Origin of the sequence: Streptomyces sp. NPDC088785, assembly GCF_044750685.1 — a bacterium.
In the GTDB taxonomy this organism is placed as follows: Bacteria; Actinomycetota; Actinomycetes; order Streptomycetales; family Streptomycetaceae; genus Streptomyces.
Genome location: NZ_JBIVKH010000002.1, coordinates 944169 through 969120 on the forward strand (window position 1 = coordinate 944169; position 24952 = coordinate 969120).

Genomic DNA, 24952 nt, shown 5'->3' on the forward strand with positions numbered 1-24952 from the left:
GTCACGGGTTCGCTGCCCGCGCCGCCGAGGGGGCCGGCCGTACTACGGCACCACCACGATCTTGCGGCCCACTCCGGACGCGAACTGGTCCAGGGCCTGCGGATAGGCGTCCAGCGGGAGACGGTCGCTGATGAAGACGTCCGGGTCGAGGACGCCGCCCGCGAAGAGTTCGGCCGCCCGCTCGTAGCTGTGCAGCACCGCCATCGACCCGGTGATGGTGATCTCCTGGTTGTAGATGCGGTACGGGTCGATGGTCACCCGGGTCGCGTAGTCGGCGACGCCGAACTGGAGGAACGTACCGGCCTTGGCGACCCGGTCGAGGCCGTCCTGGATCGCCGCCGCGTTGCCGGTCGCGTCGATGACGACGTCCCAGCCGGCCGGCCGGTCCAGCTCGTCGGGGCCCGCCGCCGACGCGGAGACGCCGAGCTGCCGGGCGGTGGCGAGCCGGTCGGGGTTCAGGTCCACGACGTCGACGCTCGCGGCGCCCGTCCGCTTGGCCAGCTCCAGCATCATCAGGCCCATCGTCCCCGAGCCGTAGATCAGCACGTGCGCGCCGAGCCGGGAGTTCAGCACGTCGTAGCCGCGCACCGCGCAGGACAGCGGTTCGATGAGGGCCGCGTCCTGGGTGCGTACGTGGTCGGGCAGCCGGACGCAGTTGGCGGCGGGCGCCACGGCGTACTGGGCGGCGCCGCCCGCCGTGGTCACGCCGATCGCGGCCCACCGCTCGCACAGGTTGCCCCGGCCGGCCCGGCAGAAGCGGCACTCGTGGCAGTGCAGGGAGGGGTCGACGGCGACCCGGTCGCCGACCGCCAGCTCGGTGACGTCGCCGCCCAGCCCGACGACGGTGCCCGCGAACTCGTGGCCGGGGACGACCGGCAGGGTCGGCGCGAACTCGCCCTGGAGGATGTGCAGATCGGTGCCGCACAGGCCGCAGGCGGCGACCTCGACGACCACGTCCCGGGGGCCCGGCGTGGGGTCGGGGACCTCGCCCACGACGACCTTGCCGACGGATTCGACGATCGCGGCCTTCATTTCACAGCTCCCAACGACAGGCCCTGGACCAGCTTGTCCTGGGCGGCGAACCCCGCGGCGAGCACCGGCAGGGAGATCACGAGCGACGCGGCGCACACCTTCGCCAGGAACAGGCCCTGGCTGGTGATGAAGCCGGTCAGGAAGACGGGCGCGGTCTGGGCGACGACCCCGGTGAGGACCCGCGCGAAGAGGAGTTCGTTCCAGCTGAAGATGAAGCAGATCAGGGCCGTCGCCGCGATGCCGGGCAGCGCGATGGGGGCCACGATCCGGGTGAGGAGGGTGGGCAGCCGGGCCCCGTCGATCTGCGCCGCCTCGATCACCGCGACCGGCACCTCGGCGAGGAAGGACTGCATCATCCACACCGCGATCGGCAGGTTCATCGACGTGTAGAGGACGACCAGCAGCCAGATGTTGTCGAGGAGGTCCGTGTTCTTCGCGAACAGGTAGATCGGCAGCAGTCCGGCGACCACCGGCAGCATCTTCGTCGACAGGAAGAAGAACAGGACGTCCGTCCACTTCTTCACCGGCCGGATGGCGAGGGCGTACGCGGCCGGGAGCGCGAGGAGCAGCACGAACAGGGTCGAACCGAGCGACGCCACCAGCGAGTTGACCAGGGCGGGCCAGGGGCTGGCGCCGCCGCCCGCGCCGAAGAAGTCGCGGTAGCCGTCGAGGGTGAGCGCGGCGGCGAAGGAGGGCGGGTTGGTCGCGGCGTTCTCCTCCGAGTGGAAGGAGGTCAGGGCCATCCAGGCGATCGGCAGGAAGAAGACGATGCCGAGCAGCCAGGCGACCAGCCCGAGCCCCTTGCCCTTGAGGGCCGATGCGGACGTCATCCGCGGGCCACCTCCTCACGGAACAGCGACGACACGACGCGCAGCGCGAACGTCGCGATGATGATGGAGCCGATGACGACGAGGACGCCCGCCGCGGAGGCGAGGCCGTTCTCGTGGGCCTGGTAGAAGGTCTGGTAGACGGTGTACGGCAGGTTGGCCGTGCCCAGGCCGCCGGAGGTGAGGGTGAACACCGCGTCGAAGTTCTGCACGATGTAGATCGAGCCGAGCAGGGCACCGAGTTCGAGGTAGCGGCGCAGGTGCGGGAGGGTGAGGTGGCGGAAGACCTGCCAGGGGCCGGCGCCGTCCATCCGGGCCGCCTCGATGAGTTCGGGGGAGCGTGACTGAAGCCCCGCGAGCAGGATCAGCATCATGAACGGGGTCCACTGCCAGATCAGCGACATCTCCACGGCGAGCAGCGGGGTGTTCGAGATCCAGTCGGGCTGCGGCCCGCCGACGTAGTGCAGCAGGCCGTTCAACAGGCCGTACTCGGGGTTGTAGAGGACGTGCTTCCACAGCAGCGCGGCCGCCACGGGCACCACGAGGAACGGCGCGATCAGCAGCGTACGGACGATGCCGCGGCCCCGGAACCTGCGGTCCAGGAGCAGCGCGAGCCCCAGTCCCGCGACCAGGCTGACCACCACGACGGTCACCGTCAGCAGGATCGTCGTCAGGACCGACTTGCGCAGGTCGGGGTCGGTGAGGACCTCGGAGTAGTTGGCGAACCCGGTGAAGTGGCGGGCGTCGGGATAGAGGGCGTTCCAGTCGAAGAACGAGATCACCAGCGTCGCCACGAACGGCAGCTGGGTGACGACGATCATGAAGACCAGGGCGGGGAGCAGCGGGGCCCGGGTGGCCCAGGCGCGCAGCCGCTGCGGGCTGCGCCGTGCCGGTGCGGCCTGGGGGCGGGCCGCGGCGGCCGTGGTCACGGTCGGTGTGGTCATCGGCCCTCGTACTCCTTCGCGATCTCGGAGGCGAGTTTCTGGGACTTCTCCAGGGCCGAGTCGACGGACTGGCGCCCGGCGACGGCCGCGCTGATCTCCTGCGAGACCTTGGTGCCGAGATCGGTGAACTCGGGGATGCCGACGAACTGGATGCCGGGCGCGGGCCGCGGCTGGACGCCCGGGTCGCGCGGCCTGGCGCCCTCGATGGCGGCGCGGGTCTGGTCCTGGAAGGCGGCGGCCTCCTCGCGGTACTGCGGGATGTCGTACGTCGAGGCGCGCTTGCCCGCGGGCACGTCGGCCCAGCCGGACTTCTCGCCGACGAGCTTCTCGTACTCCTTGCCGGAGGCCCAGGAGATGAACTTCCACGCCTTGTCGGGGTTGGGGGACGCCTTTTGCAGGCCCCACGCCCAGGTGTACAGCCAGCCGCTGGACCTCGTCCGCACGGTGGGCGCGGCGACGTACCCGATCTTGCCCTTGACCGGCGAATCGGCGGACTCCAGGGAGCCGGCGGCGGACGTGGCGTCGTACCACATGGCGGTCTTGCCCTGGGTGAGGTTGTTGAGGCATTCGGCGAACCCGGACTGCGCGGCGCCGGACTCGCCGTGCTTGCGCACCAGGTCGACGTAGAACCGCGTCGCGTCCTTGAAGCCCTTGTCGTCGAGGCGCGCCGTCCAGTCCTTGTCGAACCAGGTGCCGCCGAAGGTGTTCACCACCGTCGTCAGCGGCGCCATCAGTTCGCCCCAGCCCGGCAGGCCGCGCAGGCAGATGCCGCGCATGCCGGACTCGGCGCCGTCGGCCTTCGCCGCGAGGTCGGCGACCTGGTTCCAGGTCGGGTGGTCGGGCATCGTCAGGCCCTTCTTCGCGAACACGTCCTTGCGGTACATGAGGAAGGACGACTCGCCGTAGAACGGCTCCCCGTAGAGCTTGCCGTCGTCGCCGGTCAGCGACTGGCGCATCGGCGCGAGGATGTCCTGCTGGTCGAAGCCGGGGTCCTTGCGCACGTACGGGCCCAGCTCGTGCAGCCAGCCGTTGCGGGCGTAGATGGGGATCTCGTAGTTGGAGAGCGTCGCGACGTCGTACTGGCCCGCCTGGTTGGCGAAGTCCTGGCTGATCTTGTCGCGGACGTCGTTCTCGGGCAGGACCGTGAAGTTCACCTTGATCCCGGTCTCCCGGGTGAAGTACCGGGCGGTGAGCTTCTGCAACTCGGTCATCTGCGGGTTGTTCACCATGAGGACGTTGAGGGAGTCGCCGCCCCCGAGCCCGCCCGCGCCGGCCCAGCAGCCGGACAGCAGAGGGGTGAGCAGCGTCCCTGCGGCGGCCGTCGCGAGCAGGGCGCCCGGCGGCCTCCGTCGGCTCTGGGTTCGCATGGATGCTCCTGGACTTCTGTCGCGTATACGGATGAATCGACGGCTGACGGGTGTGCGGGTCCGACTCCCGTGCCCGGCACGGGAGTTGATGGCAGGGCGGGTGTTCAGGCGCGGATGACCTGCGGGCCCATCAGCGAGTAGCGGTGTGCTTCGGACACGGGGAGCTGGGTGCTCGTCACGATCGTCTCCAGGGCGCCCACGGGCGCGAACCGGCAGAAGCTGACCGCGCCGAACTTGGTGTGCACGCCGACGAAGACCGTGCGCCGTGACGCCCGGATCGCCTGCGCCTTGACCTCGCTGACCGCCGGGTCCGGGGTGGTCAGGCCGTGGTCGCGGCTGATGCCGTTGGCGCCGATGTAGGCGAGGTCGATGACGAAGCCGGCGAGCATCTTCGTCGTCCAGTGGTCCACGGTGGCGAGCGTGCCCGCGCGGACCCGCCCGCCGAGCAGCAGGACCGAGGTGTTCGGGGACCCGGCGAGCGCGCCCGCCGTGGCCAGGGAGGCGGTGACGACGGTCAGCGGCCGGTCGCGCGGCAGCGCCTCCGCGATGAGCTGCGGGGTGAACCCCTCGTCGACGAAGACCGTCTCCGCGTCGCCGAGCAGTTCGGCGGCGGCCGTGGCGATCCGCCGCTTCTCCGGTACGTGCATGGTGGTGCGGAACGCGAGCGTCGTCTCGAACCCGGCGCTCTCCACCGGGTACGCCCCGCCGTGCGTGCGCCGGACCAGGCCGTGGTCCTCCAGGGCGCGCAGGTCGCGGCGGACCGTCTCCTTGGCGACGCCGAGTTCGGCCGCGAGCCCGCTCACGTCGACGCTGCCGGTGCGGCGCGCCGCGCGCACGATCTCCCGCTGCCGTTCCTCGGCGCTCATGTCGCCCCCTCCGTGCCCCGGTGCCCGTTCGGGCCCGTCGGGGCCCGCTCCGGAATTTCTACCGGCGTCCCGGGGTGGTGACCAGGTCTGTCGGGGGAGCGATGCGGCCCGTTTCTGTCCGTCTGCGGGCGCGGCGGCCCGGCTCGGACCTGGGCCGGAGCCGGGGACCGGGTGGGTTCGGGCGGGGCCGCTGCCCGTTCCGGGGGGCGGACGGGCCCGATTGGTGCCCGGATGCCGCGTGGGCGGCGGCCGGCTCAGTAGGGCCAGATCGGCGGGTCGTTGATGAAACGCCCGCCCATGTACCGGTGTGCCGGGTCGGCGTCGTCGAGCGGTCCGAACTCGGCGAGCAGCTTCTCCGCGTACACCTCGGAGTCGTCCTGCGGCGCGTAGCCGAGGGCGCGGGCGCTCGACAGGTCCCACCAGACGCGGGTGTTGGCGGACGAGCCGTAGACCACCGTGTGGCCGACGTCCGGCGCGGACAGCGCCGCGTGGAAGAGGCGGGCGCCGTCGGCCGGGCTCATCCAGACGGACATCATGCGGACGTCGGTGGGCTCGCGGAAGCAGGAGCCGATGCGGACGGACACCGTCTCGATGCCGTGCTGGTCCCAGTAGTACTGGGCCAGGTCCTCGCCGAACGACTTGGACAGGCCGTAGAAGGTGTCGGGGCGGCGCGGCGTCGAGACCGGGACGAGGGGGGCGCCGTCCTCGGTGCGCGGGCGCGGGGTGTAGCCGATCGCGTGGTTGGAGGAGGCGAAGACGACCCGGGGCGCGGTGCCGTCGGGGCGGTCGGCGCCCTCCGCGCGGACCGCTTCGTAGAGCCGCTGGGTGCCCTTGATGTTCGATTCGACGATCTTGTCGAAGGTCGATTCCAGGGAGATGCCCGCCAGGTGCAGGACGCCGTCGACGCCGCGGACCGCCTCGCGCAGCGCCTCCGTGTCGTTCAGGTCCGCGACGATCGCGTCCGGCGCGCCCGCGACGGGGCGGACGTCCAGCAGCCGCAGGGTGTACCCGTGCGGTGGCAGCAGCTCGCGCATCAGGGTGCCGAGTCCGCCGGCGGCGCCGGTCAGCAGGATGGTGCGGGGCGCGGAGGGGACTGACATGTGCGGGTTCTCCATGTCCATGCGTGAGCGGCATTCACATTCGTGGACACGCTAGGGAGGTGGCCCCGCTCCGTCAAGAGTCTGCCTCGTCTCCGCCGAGTTCGGGCGCTTGACCACCCGCTGGAGGGCGGCTTACGGTGAACGCGTTCAGACATATAGACGCTGATCAGAACCATGCACATGTGTGCGTGCAACGCTCAGGGAGAGCCCGTGACGTCAGCCGCCCTCGCCGTTCGACTCGGTGTCCCGAGTGGCCCGCTCTTCTTCCCGGTGACCCCGTACGGACCGGACGGCGCCGTCGATCTCGACACCTACCGCGTCCACGTGCGGCGCGGCGTCGAGGCCGGGGCCGCCGCCGTCTTCGCCTGCTGCGGAACCGGCGAGTTCCACGCGCTCACGCCCGAGGAGTTCGAGGCGTGCGTGGCCGCCGCGGTCGAGGCGACGGACGGCCGGGTGCCGGTCGTCGCGGGCGCCGGATACGGCACCGCCCTCGCCGTCGGGTACGCGCGCGCGGCCGAACGGGCGGGCGCGGACGGCCTGTTGGCGATGCCGCCCTACCTCGTCGTCGCCGGACAGGAGGGCCTGCTGCGGCACTACACCGAACTGGCCGGGGCGACCTCCCTCGACATCATCGTGTACCAGCGCGACAACGCCGTGTTCACCCCGGAGACCGTCGTCGAGCTCGCCCGCCACCCGAAGGTGATCGGCCTCAAGGACGGGCTCGGCGACCTCGACCTGATGCAGCGGACCGTGAGCGCGGTGCGCGCCGCGGGCGTCCGCGACGACTTCCTGTACTTCAACGGCCTGCCCACCGCCGAACTCACCATGCTCTCCTACCGGGGCATCGGCATCACCCTCTACTCCTCCGCCGTCTTCTGCTTCGCGCCCGACCTCGCACAGGCCTTCCACCGGGCGCTGAACACCGGCGACGACGACACCGTGAACGCGCTGCTGGACAGCTTCTACCGGCCCCTCGTCGAGCTGCGCAACCAGGGCCGCGGCTACGCCGTCGCGCTGGTGAAGGCCGGGGTGCGGCTGACCGGCCTCGACGTCGGAGAGGTCCGCCCACCGCTGCACGAGCCGACCGAGGAACACGTCAAACAGCTCGCCGAGCTCCTCTCCGGCGCCGCACGGTCGCTGGACACCGCGGGCCTGGACACCGAAGGCCTGGACACCTCGGGTCCGCACGCCTCGGGTGAGGAGCGCGGCGCGTGAGGACCTCCGCCTTCGTCTACCCCTGGGACGTCGTCGGGGACCCGGACGCCGCCCGCCGCATCGCCGCACTCGGCGTCCAGCAGGTCACCCTCGCCGCCGCCTACCACTCCACCCGGGCCCTCACCCCCCGCCACCCGCGGCACCGCGTGGTCACCGCCGAACACGCCGCCGTGCTCTACCCCGTCGACGAGCGGCGCTGGAAGGACAGCGCCCTGCGGCCGTACCCGGCCGGCGACTGGGCCCCCGGCGACGCCTACGGCGAGGCCGCGACGGCCCTCGCCGACGCCGGGCTCGACGTGCACACCTGGGTCGTCCTCGCCCACAACTCCCGCCTGGGCACCGAACATCCGGACACCTCCGTCGTCAACGCGTACGGCGACCGCTACCCGTGGGCCCCCTGCATCGCCAAGTCCGCCGTCCGCGCCCACCTCGTCGCCCTCGCCGCCGAGGCCGCGACCCGGCCCGGCGCGCGCGGCACCGAACTCGAATCGCTCGGCTGGTACGGACTCGCCCATCTGCACGCCCACGACAAGACCGGCGGCGTCGCCCTCGGGGAGGCCGCGCAGTACCTGATGTCGCTCTGCTTCTGCCCGGACTGCCGGGCGGGCTACGCCCGGCACGGCCTGGACCCCGACGGGGCGAGCCGGGCGGTGCGGGCCGCCCTGGAACCCGTATGGCGCGGCGAGCGCGCCGACGACGGCTGGGCGGGCGTCGAGCGGCTGCTCGGCGCCGAGCCGGCCCGCGCCGTCCGCGCCCACCGCGACGCCACCGCGCGAGGCCTCCAGGAGGCGGCGGTCGCGGCGGTACGGGAAGCGGCCCCGGCCGGGTTCCAGGTCCTGCTGCACGCCGACCCGGTCTCCCACCACTGCGGTGCCAACGCCGGTGTCGACCCCGCGCACATCCTGTCCGTCGCCGACGGCGTGGTCGTGCCCTGCACGGGCGGTCCGGGCCTGCTGGCCCCCTTCGCCGCCGAGGGCAGGGGCATCCTCGCCGCGAACCTCACCGTCGTCCGCGGCATGGGCGGCAGCCCCGGCACCCTCGCCGCCGACGCGCGGGCCGCGCGCGAGCTGGGCGCGGACGAGCTGCGCCTCTACCACGCGGGCCTGGCCTCGGACGCGGACCTCCGCCTGGTGCGGGCGGCACTCGCCGAGCTGTGAGCCGGGAGCTGTGAGCCGGGAGCCGGGGGCCGATGAGTTCCGGCGCGCGGCGGGGTCTGTACCGGTGAACCCCGCCCCACCGCCCCACCGACTTACCGTCCCCCGTCTCACCGGAAGGGTCGCCATGAGTGACACGACAGTGGACCTCGGTCCCCAGGCCCGGATCGTCGCCCGGCTCGCCGACGGCGTCCGCGAGGACCAGCTCGACCTGCCGACGCCCTGCCCCGACTACGCCGTGCGCCATCTCATCGGCCACCTCGCGGGCCTCGCCGCCGGTCTGCGCGCGACGGCCCGCAAGGAGCGACCGGACGGCGGCGGGGAGCGGCCCGGCAGCACGCTCCCGGAGCTCGGCGGGGACTGGCGCGCGGACCTGCCCAAGGCGCTCGACGCCCTGGTCGAGGCGTGGCGGGACCCCGCCGCCTGGGACGGCACGACCCATGCCGGGGGCCTCGATCTGCCCGGCGCCGTCGCCGGGCTCGTCACCGCCGACGAACTCGTCGTGCACGGCTGGGACCTGGCCCGCGCCACCGGCCAGGAGTACACCCCGGACGACGCGGCCCTCGGCGCCGCCCACGCGCTGCTGGCCCCGGCCGCCGACGACGCCGGACGCGGCGGCCTGTTCGGTCCGGTCGTCCCGGTCGCCGACGGTGCGCCGCTCACGGACCGGGTGATCGGCCTCAGCGGCCGGGACCCCGGCTGGCGGCCGTAGACCCCGCGGGCCCGCCCTGACCGGCGCCGCCCCCGATGCGCCACTCGTCCGGGCCGGTGGCCCGGGCGGGCAGCGGGCCGCGCGCGCCGCCCGGCACGATCCAGAACGTGCCCCGGAGACCGGGCACCGCGTGCAGGTCCCGGGTCAGCACGGCGAGACGCCGTGTCCTCGACGGGGCGCGGTGACGATCGGTGCGGGCCGGAGGCATTGACGAACCCCGTCCCCGCTCCTACCTTCGACCCGTCGTACTTCGTACGTCATATATGAGACGCCATACACGAGACGTCATACACGGAGCTTCCTGCGCGAAGCATCCTGCATGACAGGCCCTACGCGAGAGGCGCGCATGACCTCTGTGCCCCACCCGACCGTGCCCGCCCCGACGATGTCCGCCCCGGCCCCGGCCCCGGCCCCGGCCCCGACCCCGATCCCCTCCCGCACCCAGTTCGTCCTGGACGACATCAAGCACCGCATCCTGACCGGCCGGCTGAGCCCGGGGCAGGCCCTGGTCGAAGCCGACCTGGCCGCCCAGTTCGGGGTCTCCAAGACGCCGGTGCGCGAGGCGCTCAAGACGCTCGCCGGGACCGGGCTCGTCGTGATGAGCCAATACAAGGGCGTCACGGTGCGCACGGTGGACGCGGACATGGCCCGCGAGGTCTACGACGTGCGCCTCCTCCTCGAACCGGAGGCCCTGCGCCGCACCGTGCGGCGCGAGGCACCTCTCGACGCGGCCCGCGACGCCCTGCGCACCGCCGACGCGGCACCGGACGCGGCCCGGAGGTCGCTGGCCAACCGCGCCTTCCACCGCGCCCTCTACGCCCCCTGCGGCAACCCGCTGCTCGGCAGGATGCTCGACGAGGTGCGCGACCAGGCCGCGCTGGTCGCCGCCGTGGCCTGGGCCGCCGACCCGTCCTGGGAGCGGGAGGCGGCCGAGCACCGGGAGATCCTCGAACTCGCGCTCGCCGGTGACGCGCAGGGCGCCTCCCGCGCGCTGCGCGACCACATCGCGTCGTTCGTGCGGCGGGCCTTCCCCGAACTCCGGGACGCCGAGGGGGAGCGGTGACCACGACCACGTACGCGACCCAGCGGGCCGCGCTCGCCGACGTCGTGGCGATCCCGGTGACCCCGTTCGCCGCCGACGGCACCGTCGACGAACCGGCCCTGAGGGCCCTGCTGCGACGGCTGCTCGACGCCGGCGTGCGCACCCTCACGCCGAACGGCAACACCGGCGAGTTCTACGCCCTGACCGCCGCCGAGCGCCGCCGGGTCGCCGAGGTGACCCTGGCCGAGGCGGGCACCGCCGCCACGGTCCTGGCCGGCGTCGGCCACGACGTGCCGACCGCGATCGACGCCGCCCGGCACGCAGCGGACCACGGCGCGCGCATGGTGATGGTGCACCAGCCGGTGCATCCGTACGTCTCCGCGGGCGGCTGGGTCGACTACCACCGGGCCGTCGCCGACGCGGTGCCCGCACTCGGCGTCGTCCCCTACCTCAGGAACGCCGCGCTGCCGGGCGCCCGGCTCGCCGAACTCGGCGCCGCCTGCCCGAACGTGATCGGCGTCAAGTACGCGGTCCCGGACGCCGCGCGCTTCGCGGCGTTCGCGCGGGACGCGGGCCTCGACCGGTTCGTGTGGGTGGCCGGGCTCGCCGAGCCGTACGCCCCCTCCTACTTCTCGGCCGGTGCCACCGGCTTCACCTCCGGCCTGGTCAACGTGGCGCCGGACCTCTCACGGTCCATGATCGAGGCGCTCCGCTCCGGCGACCACCCGGCCGCCATGAAGGTCTGGGAGCGGATCCGCCGCTTCGAGGAGCTGCGCGCCGCCGACGCCTCCGCCGACAACGTCTCCGTCGTCAAGGAGGCCCTCGCCGCGCTGGGCCTGTGCCGCCGCGACGTCCGCCCGCCCAGCCGGGAACTCGGCCCGGCGGAACGCGCCGAGGTCGCGGAGATCGTCGCGCGGTGGTCGGCGTGAGCGACGACGGCCCCGCGCGGCTGACCCCGGAACAGCTCCGCTCGCACCAGTGGTTCGGCACCGAGGGCGCCCTGCGCACCTGGTCGCACAACGCCCGGATGCGGCAACTCGGCTACGAGGACGAGGAGTACCGGGGCCGCCCGGTCGTCGCCGTCGTCAACACCTGGTCCGACATCAACCCCTGCCACGTCCATCTGCGCGAGCGCGCCGAGGCGGTCAAGCGGGGCGTCTGGCAGGCGGGCGGCTTCCCCCTGGAGTTCCCCGTCGCCACCCTCTCGGAGACGTACCAGAAGCCGACGCCGATGCTCTACCGCAACCTCCTCGCCATGGAGACGGAGGAACTGCTGCGCTCCTACCCGGTGGACGCGGCCGTGCTGCTCGGCGGCTGCGACAAGTCGACGCCCGCGCTCCTCATGGGCGCCACCTCCGCCGACGTCCCCGCCCTCTTCGTGCCCGCCGGGCCGATGCTCCCGGGCCACTGGCGCGGCGCGACCCTCGGCTCCGGCACCGACATGTGGAAGTACTGGGACGAGCACCGCGCGGGCAACCTCACCGACTGCGAACTCCGCGAGCTCCAGGGCGGGTTGGCCCGCTCGCCGGGCCACTGCATGACCATGGGGACCGCCTCCACCATGACCGCGGCGGCGGAGGCCCTCGGCATGACGCTGCCCGGCGCCTGCGCCGTCCCGGCCGTCGACTCCGCGCACGAGCGGATGGCCGCCGCCTCCGGGCGCCGCGCCGTCGAACTGGCGTGGACCGCGCTGCGGCCGTCCCGGATCCTCACCCGCGAGGCCTTCCACGACGCCGTCACCACCGTGCTCTGCCTCGGCGGCTCCACCAACGCCGTCATCCACCTGATCGCGATGGCCGGCCGCGCCGGGGTCGCGCTCACCCTCGACGACTTCGACCGCATCGCGCGCACCGTCCCCGTCCTCGCCAACGTGCGGCCCGGCGGACGGACGTACCTCATGGAGGACTTCCACTTCGCCGGCGGGCTGCCCGCCCTCCTCTCCCGGATCACCGACCTGCTGCACCTCGAACGGCCCACGGTGAACGGCACGTTGGGCGGACAGCTCGACGGCGCCCGCGTCCACGACGACGACGTCGTGCGGCCCCGGGGGAACCCGGTCGCGGCCGAGGGCGGGGTCGCCGTGCTGCGCGGCAACCTCTGCCCGGACGGCGCCGTCATCAAGCACATCGCCGCGTCGCCGCACCTGCTCCGGCACACCGGCCCGGCCGTGGTCTTCGACGACTACCGGACCATGCAGCGCACCATCGACGACCCGGGGCTGAACATCACCGCGGACAGCGTCCTGGTGCTGCGCGGCGCCGGCCCCAGGGGCGGGCCCGGCATGCCCGAGTACGGCATGCTGCCCATCCCGGAGCACCTGCTCAAGCAGGGGGTACGGGACATGGTGCGGATCTCCGACGCGCGGATGAGCGGCACCAGTTACGGGACGTGCGTGCTGCACGTGGCGCCCGAGTCGCACGTCGGCGGCCCGCTCGCCCTCGTGCGCACCGGCGACCGCATCACCCTCGACGTGGCCGCCCGCAGCCTCCGGCTCGACGTGGACGACGAGGAGCTGGCGCGCCGCCGCGCGGGGTGGAGCGCGCCGCCCGAGCGGTACGGGCGCGGCTACGGCGCGCTCTACGACGCCCAGGTCACCCAGGCCGACACCGGCTGCGACTTCGCCTTCCTGGCCCGGCGGGGCGCGGTGCCCGACCCGTACGCGGGCTGAGGCGCCGCCCGCGGTCTCAGCCCAGCTGCCACAGCGCGTAGGCGACGAGGATCAGCAGCAGTCCGGCCAGCGCCATCATCGCGCCCAAAAGCCGCAGGTAGCCGGGGCGCGCGAGCAGGTTGCCGGTGGCGTCGAGGTCGCTCGCCGGACCCGTCACGTCCCAGGCGCCGTCCCGCCGGTGCCGGACGCGCCCGCCGCGCCGGGTGGTGAGCCCGCGCAGGTCGAGCGCCCAGTGCATTCCGGTCCAGATCGCGACGACGCCGCCCACCAGGAAGGCGCCGAGGATCACGGGGGAGGGGCCGTGTCCCGTGGTGGCGAGGGTGACTCCGGCAGTCACGATGATCCGTCCTTGCTCCATCGGGCGTAGGTGTGTCAGACGACCTTATGGGTCCGGGTTCAACACCAGGTCAAGCGCGGTTCACACCTGGGCAATGGTGCTGAAAACGACGCGTCGGCGCACCCCTCGCCCGGGCGCCGGATATCGATCGGGCAAAGGCGCCGGTCCCCGGCGCGTGATGCGCGTAGACAGTGCGAGTCCGGCGCGCTCCCCCCGCGCGCCGGGTCCCTGATTCCGGAGGCATGACATGCGGAGATCCCTCACCCTCACGGGCCTCGCGGCGGCCTGCGCCCTCACGGGCGGCGTCCTCTACGGCACCGGAGCCGCCGTCGCCGAGCACCCGCGCGGGGACACGACGGCCGAGCCGCACAACATCGGTCTGCTGGTCGGCGAGATCAAGAGTTACTACGGCGCGGCCCAGGACGCCGACGGCGTGTGGCAGGCGTCGCCGGACAGCGCGTACGCCGACGACATGGCGCGGGCGGTCGCCAGGGCGGAGCGCTCCATCGGCAAAGCGGCCAAAGCAGCCAAAGCAGCCGAGACGGTCAAGGCCTCCGAGGGGCACGGCGGGCGCGGCGGCCACGGCAGGAAGCCCGCCGTCGTCTTCGACATCGACGACACGCTGCTGCTCAGCCTCGACTACGAGATCAAGACGAACTACACGTACAACAGCGCGAGTTGGGCGGACTATGTGGCGAGGGCCGACCGGCCCGCCGTGCCCGGCACCCCCGAACTCGTGAGGTACGCCGCCCGCAGGGGCGTCACCGTCTTCTACAACTCCGGGCTCAAGGAGTCGCAGCGCGCCGGAGCCGTGGAGAACCTGAAGAAGGTCGGCATCGACGTCGGCCTCGACACGGAGCACGTCTTCCTCAAGGACACCGTCCACCCGCCGGCCTATCTGAGCGGCTGCGCCACCGCGGCCGCCTGGAACTGCACGACCGTGCAGTACAAGTCGGGCACCCGGGCCCACATCGAGTCGCTCGGCTACGACATCGTCGGCAACTTCGGCGACCAGTACTCCGACCTGGAGGGCGGCCACGCCGACCGGACGTTCAAGTTCCCCAACCCCACCTACTACGTGGAGTAGGAGCCGGGCGGCCGCGGCGCTGTAGTTGGATGGCCCCACCGGGGACTGCCCCGGTCACATCGGCGAGGGCGAGGCGGCGCGTGGGCGACGGGACGAGGGCGGCGGCGTACTGGGGCGAGGTCTCCCGGGAGCTGCACGGCCGCGGTCTGCCGCCCGGCCACGTGACGGCGACGGTCGACGAGCTCGCCGCGCGGTCCGGCGGCGCCGACCCGGCCCCCGCGTTCGGTCCGCCCGGCGCCCTGGCCGGCCTGCTGGCGCCGGAGCGGGCCGCGCCCGACGAGCACGTCGAGGTCTGGCGCTGGAGCGCCGACACCTTCGCCGACGCGGCGCTCCTGGACCGCTTCGGCGCCGAAGGCTGGGAGCTGCGGGAGATCGACGCCCTCGGCCGCTTCGTCTGCCACCGTGACCCGGAGCACCCCCGGCTCTGGGAGTACCGCAGGGAGCCGGCCGGCCCCGGCGACGCCGTCCCCGACGGCTGGGAGCCGTGCGGCGCCTGGGTCGTCTACCACTGGTTCAAGCGCCCGGCGTCCACGCGACCGGCCACCGGGCCCGGGTCCGGGGAACCCCCGCCCCCGCCCCCGGCCCCGGTGCGCCGCGGCCTGCTCCGCCGCGTACTCCTGCGCCGCCGCTAGCCGCATTGCCGCATTGCCGCAGCGCCGCAGCGCCGCAGTGCTTCAGCGCCTCAGTGCTTCAGCGCTGCCTGCATCATCGCCTTGGCGATCGGTGCCGCGAGGCCGTTGCCGCTGACCTCGGAGCGTGCCGCGTTCGACTGCTCCACGAGCACCGCGACGGCCACCGAGCGGCCCGTGGAGTGGTCCTTCGCGTACGAGGTGAACCAGGCGTACGGCGTCTGGCTGTTGTTCTCGCCGTGCTGCGCCGTACCGGTCTTGCCGCCCACGGTGGCCCCCGCGATCCGCGCGTTCGTGCCCGTGCCCTGACCGACGACCGTCTCCATCGCGGAGCGCAGCTGCTTCGCGGTGGACGCGCTGACGACCCGCTCGGTGTCGGAGTCCGGGAACTCGGTGACCGCGTCGCCGTCCGCGTCCGTCACCTTGGACACCATGTGCGGCGACGCCTGGAGACCGCCGTTGGCGAGCGTGGCCGAGACCATCGCCATCTGGAGCGGGGTGGCGGTGACGTCGAACTGGCCGATGCCGGACAGCGCCGTCTGCGCGCCGTCCATGCCGGACGGGAACACGCTCTCGGCGGCCCGCACCGGCACGTCCTGCTTCGCGTCGTCGAAGCCGAACCTGTCGGCCATCGCCTTGAGCTTCTTCTCCCCGAGATCGGCGGCGATCTTGCCGAACACGTTGTTGCAGGAGTACTGGAGCGCCGTCCTGAGCGTCGCGTTCTCGCAGGGGGCCGACGCGCTCTCGTTCTTCAGGTACGTGTGCGTCCCGGGCATCAGGTACGGGTTCGGGGAGTCGGTCCGCTCGTCGACCGACGAGTACAGCCCGTTCTCCAGCGCGGCCGACGCCACCACCAGCTTGAACGTCGAGCCGGGCGGCAGCGCCTGCTTCAGTGCCCGGTTCAGCCGCGGCTGGTCCTTGTCGGCCGCCAGCTCCTTCCACGCCGACGCGTCCGACGAGCCCGAGCCGCTGATCCTCGACGGGTCGTACGACGGCGTCGACACCATGCCGAGGATCTTCCCGGTCTCGGGGTCGAGGGCGACGGCGGCGCCCTTCTTGTCGCCGAGCGCCCGGTACGCGGCCTTCTGCACGCCCGGGTCGACCGTCGTGATCACGTCACCGGGCCGGGTGCTCTTCCCGGTGAGCAGGTCCACCGGGTTCTTGATCCGGTGGTCGGTGCCGTCGAGCACGCCCTGGTAGAGGGACTCCAGCTGGGTGGAGCCGTACACCTGTGACGTGTAGCCCGTCAGGGCCGCGTACAGCGAGCCGGCCTTGTAGGTCCGCTTGTACGCGAGATCGCTGTCGGAACCCGTCTTCGTGGAGCCGGTCACCGCCTCTCCGCCCACGATGATGTCGCCCAGCGGATGCGCGTACTGCTGCATCACGGTCCGCCGGTTGTCCTTGTCGTCCGCGAGGGCCTGGCCGTCGTAGAACTGCACCCATGTCACCCGCGCCAGCAGGGCGAGCACGAGCAGCAGGCAGAAGACGGAGGCACGTCTGATCGTCTTGTTCATCCCACACCCAAGACGAGCGGAACGCGGCGTTTCGTTCCTGGAGCGACCTTCCTCACAGACTTTCTCAGGAAGCTCTCATCGGATCCCCGCCGCCCGGCGTCCCGTCGGACGCGCCGCGTCAGAGGCGTCGGGTGGCCAGGGTCAGCCGGTCCCGGGCGTCGAACAGGGCGTCCTTGACCATCTGCTCGTGCGCGGGGGTGAGCCGGGCCACGGGCACCGAGCAGGAGATCGCGTCCCGGGCCGGGGTCCGGTAGGGGACGGCGACGCCGAAGCAGCGCAGCCCCAGCGTGTTCTCCTCGCGGTCCACCGCGAAGCCCTGCTCGCGCACCGCGTGCAGCTCCTCGATGAGCTTCTCGCGGTCGGTGATCGTGTGCTCGGTCAGCGCGGGCAGCGTCTGCGGGAGCAGCTTGCGGACCTGCTCGTCGGTGTGGGTGGCCAGCAGCGCCTTGCCGAGCGAGGTGGAGTGCGCGGGCAGCCTGCGGCCCACCCGCGTGAAGGGGCGCAGATAGTGCTGCGACTGCCGGGTGGCGAGATAGACCACGTTCGTGCCGTCGAGGCGCGCGAGGTGGATGGTCTCCGTGGTGTCGTCGGACAGCCGGTCCAGGGTCGGCCGGGCCGCGGCGACGACCTCGTCACCGTCGATGTACGAGGTGCCCACCAGCAGCGCCCGCACCCCGATCCCGTACCGCGTGCCGGTCGCGTCGGTCTCCACCCAGCCCAGCTCGACCAGGGTGCGCAGCAGCATGTACAGGCTGGACTTGGGATAGCCGACGGCCTCCTGGACCGCGGCCAGGGAGTGCATCCCGGGACGGCCCGCGAAATATTCCAGCAACTCGACCGTCCGCACCGCCGATTTGACCTGCGCGCCGCCTGCCGCGCCGCCCGCGACGGCCCCCGTCTCGTCTGCCGACATCGCCCTTGACCCCTTCGTTCGACGAGAAATAGTCTCCGCATTGTTCATCGACAGAGACAGCGTTCAGTATATCGAACGACCCTCGGGGCTCGTCCGCCGAGCCGCGAGAAAAGCTGGAGGACATCGCCGTGGCAGTCGAGGCAGCAGCACCAGTCTGGAGTGTGGACCCCCGAACCGGGAAGCAGCGGGAGCAGGTCGCGGTGGAGGCCACGGCCCAGGAGGTGGACGAGGCGGTCCGCGCCGCCGACGCCGCCCGCCCCGCCCTCGCCGACCGCGCCGTGCGCGCCGCGTTCCTGCGCACCGCCGCCGACCTGCTCGACGGCGCCGGCGCCACGGGGGCCCATCTCATCGAGGCGGCCGACGCGGAGACGGCCCTCGGCCCGGTCCGGCTCACCGGCGAACTCGCCCGCACCTGCTTCCAGCTGCGCGCCTTCGCCGACGTCGTCGACGAGGGCGCCTTCCTCGGCGTCGTCATCGACCACCCCGACGACACGGCGACCCCGCCCATCCCCGACCTGCGCCGCTACAAGATCCCGCTCGGAGTCGTCGCGGTGTACGCCGCGTCGAACTTCCCCTTCGCCTTCTCCGTGCCCGGCGGCGACACCGCGAGCGCCCTCGCCGCCGGCTGCCCGGTCGTCGTCAAGGCCCACCCCGACCACCCGGCCACCTCCGAGCTGGTCGCCTCCGTCATCCGCCGGGCCGCCGCCCGGCACGGCATCCCCGAAGGCGTCCTCGGCCTGGTCCACGGCTTCGGGGCCGGGGTCGAACTGGTCCGGCACCCGCTGGTCGCCGCGGCCGGTTTCACCGGGTCCGTGCGCGGCGGCCGGGCGCTCTTCGACGCCGCGGCGGCCCGGCCGACACCCATCCCGTTCCACGGCGAGCTGGGCTCGCTCAACCCCGTCGTCGTCACCGAGGCCGCCGCGGCCGAGCGCGCCGAGGAGATCGGCGCCGGGCTCGCGGGCTCCATGACGCTCGGCGTCGGCCAGTTCTGCGTCAAGCCCGGCCTGGTCCTCGCGCCCGCGGGCCCGGCGGGCGACACCCTGGTCAAGGCGCTCACCGCGGCCGTCAGCGGCACCGGCTCGGGCGTCCTCCTCGACCACCGGATGCGGGACGACTTCATCGCCGGGGTCGCCGAGCGCGCCGCACTGCCCGACGTGGCCGCCCCGGTGACGCCCGGCGCGGGCGGCGACCACACCGTCTCGCCCGGCTTCCTCACCGTCCCCGCCGCCCGGCTGGCCGTCGCGGGCGGCGCCCACGACCTCCTCCTGGAGGAGTGCTTCGGGCCGGTCACGGTCGTCGCCCGCTACGCGTCGGCCGACGAGATCACCGCCGTCGTCTCCCGCCTCCCCGGCAACCTCACCGCCACCGTCCAGCTGTCCTCCGCCGAGGCCGCGGGCGAGGACGGGGGCGCGGGCGAGGGCGGGGGCCGGGGCGCCGCGCTGCTCACCGAGCTGACGGGTGTCGCGGGCCGCGTCCTCGTCAACGGCTGGCCGACCGGCGTCGCCGTCGCCCCCGCCCAGCACCACGGCGGCCCGTACCCGGCGACCACCTCCACCTCCACCTCCGTCGGCGGCACGGCGATCGAGCGCTGGCTGCGCCCGGTCTCGTACCAGACCACGCCCGAGGCCCTGCTCCCGCCCGAACTGCGCGACGGCAACCCGCTGGGGCTGCCGCGGCGCTACGACGGACGACTGGAAAACTGACCCCATGGAACTCCACCTCCCCGAACTGCCCTTCCCGCTGCGCGCCCACGGCCCCGAGGGCCACTGGGCGTACGCCGACGGCGTCCTCACCGGCCGGGCCGGCGCCCGCCAGGACCGCTTCGTGCCGCCGGCCGGCGACGCGCTCGACCCCACCTCCGACGCGCCCCGGCTGCTCGGGGCGCCCGAGGGCGACTTCCGGTTCAGCGCCCGGGTCACCGTCGGGTTCGCCGCGCCCTTCGACGCGGGTGTGCTCTACGTGCACACGGGGGACCGGCAGTGGGCCAAGCTCTGCTACGAGCAGTCCCCGCACGAGCCGACCATCTGCACGGTCGTCACGCGCGGGCGGTCCGACGACGCCAACTCCTTCGTGGTGCCGGGCAACTCGGTGTGGCTGCGGGTCAGCCGTACCGGGTCGGCCTTCGCGTTCCACGCCTCGACCGACGGGGAGACCTGGACCTTCGTCCGGGTGTTCGCCCTCGGGGACGACACGTCCGCGCCGCCGCTGATCGGGTTCCTCGCGCAGTCGCCGACCGGCGAGGGCTGCGACGTCTCCTACGACCACATCGAGTTCCACCAGGGCTGGCCGAAGGATCTCAGGGACGGCTCCTGACACCGGGCGGGGGCGGCCGGCCGGAACCGCGGCGGGGGCCGGACCGTCTTCCCGGTCATGATCCGTACCGCCGTCCCCGCCGACGCCCCCGCCATCGCCGCCCTGCACCAGCGCGCCCGCGCCACCTACTACCCCGACGGGTTCCCGGACGGCGACACCCCCGAGCTGTGGCAGGAGCGGTGGACGCGGTCCATCCTGCGGCCCCGCGCCCACGTCCTGGTCTGCGTCCGCGACGGCGAGCTGGTCGGCGTCGCCTCCTTCCGCCGCCCCGACGAGGACCCGCACGGCACCACGGTCGTGCTCTTCCAGCTGCACACCGACCCGGCCCACTGGCGCCGCGGCATCGGCACGGAACTGCACACCGCGTGCGTCGAGCAGTGGCGGGTGGACGGGATGACCGAGGCCCTGCTGGACGTGCACCGCGACAACGAACGGGCCCAGGCGTTCTACGCGGCCCACGGCTGGCGCGGCCCGAGCACCGGCTCGGGACACCACCGCGAGCTGCGGCTCGGCCTGCCCCGGGAATGACCGGAGGCGGCATCCGGTTGTACCGGACGGCGCGGGACACCCCCGCCCGACCGGACGTGAACCCGTGATCAGCTGGAGCGAGAGACCCCCATGCGCGTCGAGATCTGGACCGACATCAACTGCCCCTTCTGCTACATCGGCAAATCCCGGTTCGAGCAGGCCCTCGACGCCTTCCCGCACAAGGACCAGGTCGAGGTCGTCCACCGCTCCTTCGAGCTGGACCCGAGCGTCAAGAAGGACGAGACCGGTCTGGTCGTCCCGCACATCGCGCACAAGTACGGCATCAGCGAGGCCCAGGCCGCGGCGAACGAGCAGGGGCTCGGACAGCAGGCGGCCGCCCTCGGCCTGCCCTACCTCACCGAGGGCCGCGACTACGGCAACAGCTTCGACCTGCACCGCCTGCTCCACCTCGGCAAGGACAAGGGCGTGCAGGACGCCCTGATCGACGCCCTGTACCGGGGCAACTTCGTCGACCGGGAGTCCGTCTTCGCCGACGAGGAGCACGTCGTGCGGCTCGCCGTCGGCGCCGGCCTGGCCGAGGCCGACGTCCGCGGCGTCCTCGCCGACCCCGACGCCTACGCCGACGCGGTGCGCGCCGACGAGCGCGAGGCGGCCGAGCTGGGCGCCACCGGCGTGCCCTTCTTCGTCCTCGACCGCAAGTACGGCGTCTCCGGCGCCCAGCCCGCCGAGGTCTTCACCCAGGCCCTCACCCAGGCGTGGGACGCCCGCTCCCCGCTGACCGTGCTCGACCCCTCCGGCGGCGACGCCTGCGGCCCCGACGGCTGCGCCGTCCCGCAGGCCTGAGCGGCACTGATAAGGACCGCTTAGAGGTACTGCTCAAACATCCTCGATGGACGGGTAGTTGGCGGCGGGGCACAGTGGTCGCATGGAGACTTCCGGTGCGCCCCGACAGCTCGACACGGACCTGGTCCGCGCCGAGTACACCCCCGCCACCAGCTACCTGAACACGGCCAGCTCCGGCCTGCTGCCCGCCCGCGCCGTGCGGGCGATGCACGCGGCGATCACCGCGATGGCCGAGGGCCGCCCGATCGACTCCCTCTTCGTGGACGTGGAGGAGGCGCGGGCGGCCTTCGCCCGGATCGCCGGGGTCCCGGTGGACCGGGTGGCGACGGGCGCCTCCGTCGCCGTCTACACCGGGCTGATCGCCGCCGCGCTGCCCGAGGGCGCCGAGGTCCTCGTCGCCGAGGGCGAGTTCAGCTCCACCATCAACCCCTTCCACGTACGGCAGGACCTGAAGGTGCGCACCGTGCCGCTCGCGGCGCTCGCCGAGTCGGTGCGGCCCGGGACGGCCCTCGTCGCGGTCAGCGCCGCGCAGTCGGCGGACGGCCGGCTCACCGACCTGACGGAGCTGCGGGCCGTCACCCGCGCGCACGGCGCCCGGCTCTACGTCGACGCGTCCCAGGCCGCCGGCTGGTTCCCGCTCGCCGGACACGCCGCCGCGGCGGACTACGTCTCCTCCGTCGCCTTCAAGTGGCTCACCTGCCCGCGCGGCGCCGCCTTCTTCGTCGGCCCGCCCGACCCCGCCGACCTGCTCCCCGTCTTCGGCGGCTGGGTCGCGGGGGAGAAGCCCTGGGAGAGCTGCTACGGACCGGTCACCGAGCCGGCCCGCTCCGCCCGCCGCTTCGACGAGACCCCCGGCCTGATCGCGTACACCGGCGCCCGCCGCTCGCTCGAACTGATCGAGGAGCTGGGCCCGGAGGCGATCCGCGCCCACGACCTCGCCCTCGCCGACCGCTTCCGCGCGGGACTCGCCGAGCACGGCCACGAGCCGGTGGCCGCCCCGGGGTCACCCATCGTCTCCGTGCCCGGCCTGGGCGTACGGCAGCCGGAGCTGCACGCGGCGGGGGTCGAACTCTCGGACCGGGCGGGCAACCTGCGGGCGTCCTTCCACCTCTACAACACGGCCGAGGACGTCGACCGGCTGCTCGCCGCGCTGGCGCGCTGAGCGCACCGGACCACCGGAACACCGGAACACCGGACCACTGGACCACCGGGCCACTGGACCACCGGGCCACCGGCCCGTCAGGGGCAGCCGTCCCCGGCCTCCGCGCAGAGGCTGCCCTCCACCCGGGCGAGCAGCCGCACGAACTCGGTCTGCTCGGGCCCGGAGAGCCCGGCCAGGGTCCGCTCCTCCAGGGCGGACCACGCGTCCGACACGTCCTTCAGCAGCCCGCAGCTCTGCTCCGTCGCCTCCACCCGGACCGCCCGCCGGTCGTCCGGGTCGGGGGAGCGGCGCACGTGCCCGGCCTGCTCCAGGCGCTGGAGCATCTTGGTGACCGTCGACGGGTCCAGCTCCACGGCCTTGATCAGCTCCGACTGCCGTACCGGGCCCTTGTCCCACAGGTGCATCATCACGAACTCCTGCCCCGGGTACAGCCCGAGCCCGCGCAGCCGGCGGCCCGCCGCAGCGCGGTGCAGCCGGGCGACCCGGGCCAGGGCGAGGCTGACCGGACCGCCGAGGGCGACGGCCGGCACGGGGGCGGTACAGACGGGCTCGCCGTCCTTCGGGGTGGGCGACATGGCTGCTCCTGCGGGCTGGTTCGGCTTCACGCAAACATTACCTTGGTCGGCCAACTAATGCGCTAGAGTGACGTCAGCGCAATTGATTGGCCGACCACATAATTCCGTGGCGGACCCGTACCGATGTTGATCGGAGCAGTCATGACCACCGCTTTCGACCCGTTCGACCTCCGCGGCACCCGGATCGCCAACCGCATCGTGATGGCCCCGATGACCCGCAGCCGGGCCGGCGCCGGCGGCACGGCCACCGACCTGACGGCCGAGTACTACGCGCAGCGCGCCTCCGCGGGCCTGATCATCACCGAGGGCGTCCAGCCCTCCGCGGTGGGCCAGGGCTATGCCTGGACCCCGGGCCTGCACAGCGCCGAGCAGATAGCGTCCTGGCGCACGGTCACCGACGCCGTGCACGCCGCGGGCGGCGTGATCTTCGCCCAGATCATGCACGCGGGCCGGATCAGCCATCCCTCGTTGCAGCCCGACGGCGGCCTGCCGGTGGCGCCCTCCGCGGTGGCCCCCGAGGGCAAGGCCTTCACGGACGACGGCTTCCAGGACTTCGTCACGCCGCGCGCGCTGACCGGCGACGAGGTCCGCGCCACGATCGCCGACTACGCCACCGCCGCGAAGAACGCGATCGAGGCCGGCTTCGACGGCATCGAACTGCACGGTGCCAACGGCTACCTGATCCACCAGTTCCTCGCCCCGGGCTCCAACGAGCGCACCGACGAGTGGGGCGGCTCCGTCGAGAACCGCATCCGGTTCGCCGTCGAGACCGTCAAGGCCGTCGCCGAGGCCATCGGCCCCGAGCGCACCGCGCTGCGCGTCTCGCCGCAGAACGCGTACAACTCGATGCCGGGCACCGACACCGCCGAGACCTACCAGGCCCTGGTCGCCGCGATCGAGCCGCTCGGCCTCGCCTACCTGCACGTCATGGAGGCCACCGCGGCCGCCCGGGAGATCACCACCGACCTGCGCAAGCGGTTCAGCGGCCCCTTCCTGCTCAACGCGTTCACCGCGACCCCGACCGACCACACCTCGCTCACCCTGATCGAGGACGGCCTCGCCGACGTCCTCACCTTCGGCGCCCTCTTCCTCGCCAACCCGGACCTGCCGGCCCGGCTGCGCACCGAGGGCCCGTACAACACCCCCGACCCGTCCTCGTTCTTCGGCGGCGACGCGAAGGGCTACACGGACTACCCGGCCCTGTGACACGCCGGTGGGGCGGGACCGTCGACCGGTCCCGCCCCACTCGGGCGCGTGCGGACACCGTCCGCGTACGAGGATCACCGCACGGGGGTGAAGTCCCGCGCCCCGATGAAGTCCGGCCGCCGCACGGGCGCCGCGAACGGCTGCACCGCCGTGTTCTCCACGCTGTTGAACACGATGAACACGTTGCTGCGCGGGAACGGGGTGATGTTGTCCCCCGAGCCGTGCATCGCGTTGCAGTCGAACCAGGTGGCCGAGCCCGCCCTGCCGGTGAACAGCTTGATGCCGTGCGCGTCCGCGAACTTGGTCAGCGCCTCGTCCGAGGGGATGCCCGCGTCCTGCATCTGCAACGACTTCTTGTAGTTGTCCTTCGGCGTCTCGCCCGCACAGCCGAGGAACGTCTTGTGCGAACCCGGCATGATCATGAGGCCGCCGTTGGTGTCGTGGTTCTCCGTCAGGGCGATGGAGACGGACACCGTCCGCATGTTCGCGAGGCCGTCCTCGGCGTGCCAGGTCTCGAAGTCCGAGTGCCAGTAGAAGCCACTCGCCCCGAAGCCCGGCTTGACGTTGATCCGCGACTGGTGGACGTACACGTCCGAGCCGAGGATCTGCCGGGCCCGGTCCACCACGCGCTCGTCGCGGACCAGGTTCGCGAACACCTCGCTGATCTTGTGGATCTCGAAGACCGAACGGATCTCCTGCGACTTCGGCTCGACGATGGAGCGCTCGTCGGCGCGCATCGCCGGGTCGGAGACCAGCCGGTCGAGCTCGGCCTGGTAGACGCCGATCTCGTCCGGGCCGATCAGCTCGTCGATCGCGAGGAAGCCGTCCCGCTCGAAGGACGCGAGGTCCGACTCGCGGATCGGACCGCGGGTGCCCGGAGGTGACCAGACGACCGGGTCGACACGGGGCGTCGCCACCTCGGAGGTGCCACGGGTCGGATACAGGTCAGTGGTCATC

25 protein-coding genes are annotated in these 24952 nt (G+C 73.0%); 14 read left to right on the forward strand and 11 right to left on the reverse strand.

The window, feature by feature from the left end; all coding sequences use genetic code 11:
* Positions 1 to 42 precede the first annotated feature (42 nt).
* From ACIP5K_RS09920 to ACIP5K_RS09945, 6 genes are all read right to left on the reverse strand, one after another.
* Positions 43 to 1032, reverse strand: coding sequence for a zinc-dependent alcohol dehydrogenase family protein (locus tag ACIP5K_RS09920; RefSeq protein ID WP_401407307.1), 990 nt, complete (start codon positions 1030 to 1032; stop codon positions 43 to 45).
* Positions 1029 to 1862, reverse strand: coding sequence for a carbohydrate ABC transporter permease (locus tag ACIP5K_RS09925; RefSeq protein ID WP_401407309.1), 834 nt, complete (start codon positions 1860 to 1862; stop codon positions 1029 to 1031). The genes ACIP5K_RS09920 and ACIP5K_RS09925 overlap by 4 nt, the downstream gene beginning before the upstream one ends.
* Positions 1859 to 2803: a carbohydrate ABC transporter permease gene (locus tag ACIP5K_RS09930; protein WP_401407311.1), complete on the reverse strand. Its 945-nt coding sequence runs from the start codon at positions 2801 to 2803 to the stop codon at positions 1859 to 1861. Before ACIP5K_RS09930 ends, ACIP5K_RS09925 begins: the two co-directional genes overlap by 4 nt.
* Positions 2800 to 4170 (reverse strand): ABC transporter substrate-binding protein, encoded by a 1371-nt coding sequence (locus tag ACIP5K_RS09935; RefSeq protein ID WP_401407313.1) that lies wholly within the window; start codon positions 4168 to 4170, stop codon positions 2800 to 2802. The genes ACIP5K_RS09930 and ACIP5K_RS09935 overlap by 4 nt, the downstream gene beginning before the upstream one ends.
* Before the next feature lie 104 nt (positions 4171 to 4274).
* Entirely contained in the window at positions 4275 to 5036 is a 762-nt protein-coding gene (locus ACIP5K_RS09940) for a DeoR/GlpR family DNA-binding transcription regulator (protein WP_401407315.1), read from the reverse strand.
* A gap of 254 nt (positions 5037 to 5290) precedes the next feature.
* Complete coding sequence (locus ACIP5K_RS09945) at positions 5291 to 6136, reverse strand: NAD-dependent epimerase/dehydratase family protein (RefSeq protein WP_401407317.1); 846 nt, start codon at positions 6134 to 6136, stop codon at positions 5291 to 5293.
* Positions 6137 to 6346: 210 nt separating this feature from the next.
* On the opposite strand from ACIP5K_RS09945, the gene ACIP5K_RS09950 reads away from it, so the two are divergent.
* The 6 genes from ACIP5K_RS09950 to araD all read left to right on the forward strand — a co-directional run bounded on the left by ACIP5K_RS09950 (position 6347) and on the right by araD (position 12927).
* A complete protein-coding gene (locus tag ACIP5K_RS09950) occupies positions 6347 to 7351 on the forward strand; it encodes a 5-dehydro-4-deoxyglucarate dehydratase (RefSeq protein ID WP_401407319.1) in 1005 nt (334 codons plus the stop codon).
* Positions 7348 to 8508, forward strand: coding sequence for a hypothetical protein (locus tag ACIP5K_RS09955; RefSeq protein WP_401407321.1), 1161 nt, complete (start codon positions 7348 to 7350; stop codon positions 8506 to 8508). The genes ACIP5K_RS09950 and ACIP5K_RS09955 overlap by 4 nt, the downstream gene beginning before the upstream one ends.
* A 124-nt stretch (positions 8509 to 8632) precedes the next feature.
* The gene (locus ACIP5K_RS09960; protein WP_401407323.1) at positions 8633 to 9217 is read left to right on the forward strand and encodes a TIGR03086 family metal-binding protein; all 585 of its coding nucleotides are present in this window, start codon (positions 8633 to 8635) and stop codon (positions 9215 to 9217) included.
* A 385-nt stretch (positions 9218 to 9602) separates the two neighbouring features.
* Positions 9603 to 10280 (forward strand): GntR family transcriptional regulator, encoded by a 678-nt coding sequence (locus ACIP5K_RS09965; RefSeq protein ID WP_401407583.1) that lies wholly within the window; start codon positions 9603 to 9605, stop codon positions 10278 to 10280.
* On the forward strand, positions 10277 to 11188 hold the full coding sequence (locus ACIP5K_RS09970; protein WP_401407325.1) for a dihydrodipicolinate synthase family protein: 912 nt from the start codon (positions 10277 to 10279) through the stop codon (positions 11186 to 11188). Before ACIP5K_RS09965 ends, ACIP5K_RS09970 begins: the two co-directional genes overlap by 4 nt.
* Positions 11185 to 12927 carry an L-arabinonate dehydratase gene (gene araD, locus ACIP5K_RS09975; RefSeq protein ID WP_401407327.1) on the forward strand — a complete coding sequence of 581 codons (1743 nt, stop codon included), beginning with the start codon at positions 11185 to 11187 and terminating at the stop codon, positions 12925 to 12927. Before ACIP5K_RS09970 ends, araD begins: the two co-directional genes overlap by 4 nt.
* A gap of 16 nt (positions 12928 to 12943) precedes the next feature.
* Here the strand turns inward: araD and ACIP5K_RS09980 are convergent, their stop codons facing one another.
* The gene (locus ACIP5K_RS09980; RefSeq protein ID WP_401407329.1) at positions 12944 to 13264 is read right to left on the reverse strand and encodes a hypothetical protein; all 321 of its coding nucleotides are present in this window, start codon (positions 13262 to 13264) and stop codon (positions 12944 to 12946) included.
* Positions 13265 to 13511: 247 nt separating this feature from the next.
* On the opposite strand from ACIP5K_RS09980, the gene ACIP5K_RS09985 reads away from it, so the two are divergent.
* Complete coding sequence (locus tag ACIP5K_RS09985; RefSeq protein WP_401407331.1) at positions 13512 to 14351, forward strand: HAD family acid phosphatase; 840 nt, start codon at positions 13512 to 13514, stop codon at positions 14349 to 14351.
* Between the two features lie 80 nt (positions 14352 to 14431).
* Entirely contained in the window at positions 14432 to 14983 is a 552-nt protein-coding gene (locus tag ACIP5K_RS09990; RefSeq protein WP_401407333.1) for a hypothetical protein, read from the forward strand.
* Positions 14984 to 15033: 50 nt separating this feature from the next.
* Here ACIP5K_RS09990 and ACIP5K_RS09995 read toward each other — a convergent pair whose 3' ends face one another.
* Both ACIP5K_RS09995 and ACIP5K_RS10000 read right to left on the reverse strand, forming a co-directional pair.
* Positions 15034 to 16494: a peptidoglycan D,D-transpeptidase FtsI family protein gene (locus ACIP5K_RS09995; protein ID WP_401407335.1), complete on the reverse strand. Its 1461-nt coding sequence runs from the start codon at positions 16492 to 16494 to the stop codon at positions 15034 to 15036.
* A gap of 118 nt (positions 16495 to 16612) precedes the next feature.
* Complete coding sequence (locus tag ACIP5K_RS10000) at positions 16613 to 17407, reverse strand: IclR family transcriptional regulator (protein WP_401407337.1); 795 nt, start codon at positions 17405 to 17407, stop codon at positions 16613 to 16615.
* A 161-nt stretch (positions 17408 to 17568) separates the two neighbouring features.
* On the opposite strand from ACIP5K_RS10000, the gene ACIP5K_RS10005 reads away from it, so the two are divergent.
* The 5 genes from ACIP5K_RS10005 (at position 17569) to ACIP5K_RS10025 (ending at position 22214) form a co-directional block, all read left to right on the forward strand.
* Positions 17569 to 19110: an aldehyde dehydrogenase (NADP(+)) gene (locus tag ACIP5K_RS10005; protein WP_401407339.1), complete on the forward strand. Its 1542-nt coding sequence runs from the start codon at positions 17569 to 17571 to the stop codon at positions 19108 to 19110.
* A gap of 4 nt (positions 19111 to 19114) precedes the next feature.
* The gene (locus ACIP5K_RS10010) at positions 19115 to 19720 is read left to right on the forward strand and encodes a DUF1349 domain-containing protein (protein ID WP_401407341.1); all 606 of its coding nucleotides are present in this window, start codon (positions 19115 to 19117) and stop codon (positions 19718 to 19720) included.
* A gap of 57 nt (positions 19721 to 19777) precedes the next feature.
* Positions 19778 to 20248 carry a GNAT family N-acetyltransferase gene (locus ACIP5K_RS10015; RefSeq protein ID WP_401407343.1) on the forward strand — a complete coding sequence of 157 codons (471 nt, stop codon included), beginning with the start codon at positions 19778 to 19780 and terminating at the stop codon, positions 20246 to 20248.
* A gap of 90 nt (positions 20249 to 20338) precedes the next feature.
* Positions 20339 to 21052: a DsbA family oxidoreductase gene (locus ACIP5K_RS10020; RefSeq protein ID WP_401407345.1), complete on the forward strand. Its 714-nt coding sequence runs from the start codon at positions 20339 to 20341 to the stop codon at positions 21050 to 21052.
* Positions 21053 to 21134: 82 nt separating this feature from the next.
* Positions 21135 to 22214 (forward strand): aminotransferase class V-fold PLP-dependent enzyme, encoded by a 1080-nt coding sequence (locus ACIP5K_RS10025; RefSeq protein WP_401407347.1) that lies wholly within the window; start codon positions 21135 to 21137, stop codon positions 22212 to 22214.
* A 77-nt stretch (positions 22215 to 22291) separates the two neighbouring features.
* Here ACIP5K_RS10025 and ACIP5K_RS10030 read toward each other — a convergent pair whose 3' ends face one another.
* Positions 22292 to 22789, reverse strand: coding sequence for a MarR family winged helix-turn-helix transcriptional regulator (locus ACIP5K_RS10030; RefSeq protein WP_401407349.1), 498 nt, complete (start codon positions 22787 to 22789; stop codon positions 22292 to 22294).
* A 141-nt stretch (positions 22790 to 22930) separates the two neighbouring features.
* Here ACIP5K_RS10030 and ACIP5K_RS10035 point away from each other — a divergent pair, with 141 nt between their 5' ends.
* Entirely contained in the window at positions 22931 to 23995 is a 1065-nt protein-coding gene (locus ACIP5K_RS10035; protein WP_401407351.1) for an alkene reductase, read from the forward strand.
* 74 nt (positions 23996 to 24069) lie between these two features.
* Here the strand turns inward: ACIP5K_RS10035 and thpD are convergent, their stop codons facing one another.
* Positions 24070 to 24951, reverse strand: coding sequence for an ectoine hydroxylase (gene thpD / locus ACIP5K_RS10040; protein WP_401407353.1), 882 nt, complete (start codon positions 24949 to 24951; stop codon positions 24070 to 24072).
* Position 24952: the final 1 nt, after the last annotated feature.

Coding starts and splice junctions, on each gene's coding strand:
- thpD (WP_401407353.1), bottom strand. CDS start 24,951: ATGACCACTGACCTGTATCCGACCCGTGGCACCTCCGAGGTGGCGACG.
- ACIP5K_RS09965 (WP_401407583.1), top strand. CDS start 9,603: ATGTCCGCCCCGGCCCCGGCCCCGGCCCCGGCCCCGACCCCGATCCCC.
- ACIP5K_RS10010 (WP_401407341.1), top strand. CDS start 19,115: ATGGAACTCCACCTCCCCGAACTGCCCTTCCCGCTGCGCGCCCACGGC.
- ACIP5K_RS10035 (WP_401407351.1), top strand. CDS start 22,931: ATGACCACCGCTTTCGACCCGTTCGACCTCCGCGGCACCCGGATCGCC.
- ACIP5K_RS10030 (WP_401407349.1), bottom strand. CDS start 22,789: ATGTCGCCCACCCCGAAGGACGGCGAGCCCGTCTGTACCGCCCCCGTG.
- ACIP5K_RS10000 (WP_401407337.1), bottom strand. CDS start 17,407: ATGTCGGCAGACGAGACGGGGGCCGTCGCGGGCGGCGCGGCAGGCGGC.
- ACIP5K_RS09940 (WP_401407315.1), bottom strand. CDS start 5,036: ATGAGCGCCGAGGAACGGCAGCGGGAGATCGTGCGCGCGGCGCGCCGC.
- ACIP5K_RS09920 (WP_401407307.1), bottom strand. CDS start 1,032: ATGAAGGCCGCGATCGTCGAATCCGTCGGCAAGGTCGTCGTGGGCGAG.
- ACIP5K_RS09945 (WP_401407317.1), bottom strand. CDS start 6,136: ATGTCAGTCCCCTCCGCGCCCCGCACCATCCTGCTGACCGGCGCCGCC.
- ACIP5K_RS10015 (WP_401407343.1), top strand. CDS start 19,778: ATGATCCGTACCGCCGTCCCCGCCGACGCCCCCGCCATCGCCGCCCTG.
- ACIP5K_RS09960 (WP_401407323.1), top strand. CDS start 8,633: ATGAGTGACACGACAGTGGACCTCGGTCCCCAGGCCCGGATCGTCGCC.
- ACIP5K_RS09995 (WP_401407335.1), bottom strand. CDS start 16,494: ATGAACAAGACGATCAGACGTGCCTCCGTCTTCTGCCTGCTGCTCGTG.
- ACIP5K_RS10020 (WP_401407345.1), top strand. CDS start 20,339: ATGCGCGTCGAGATCTGGACCGACATCAACTGCCCCTTCTGCTACATC.
- ACIP5K_RS09935 (WP_401407313.1), bottom strand. CDS start 4,170: ATGCGAACCCAGAGCCGACGGAGGCCGCCGGGCGCCCTGCTCGCGACG.
- ACIP5K_RS09925 (WP_401407309.1), bottom strand. CDS start 1,862: ATGACGTCCGCATCGGCCCTCAAGGGCAAGGGGCTCGGGCTGGTCGCC.
- ACIP5K_RS09930 (WP_401407311.1), bottom strand. CDS start 2,803: ATGACCACACCGACCGTGACCACGGCCGCCGCGGCCCGCCCCCAGGCC.
- ACIP5K_RS09985 (WP_401407331.1), top strand. CDS start 13,512: ATGCGGAGATCCCTCACCCTCACGGGCCTCGCGGCGGCCTGCGCCCTC.
- ACIP5K_RS10025 (WP_401407347.1), top strand. CDS start 21,135: ATGGAGACTTCCGGTGCGCCCCGACAGCTCGACACGGACCTGGTCCGC.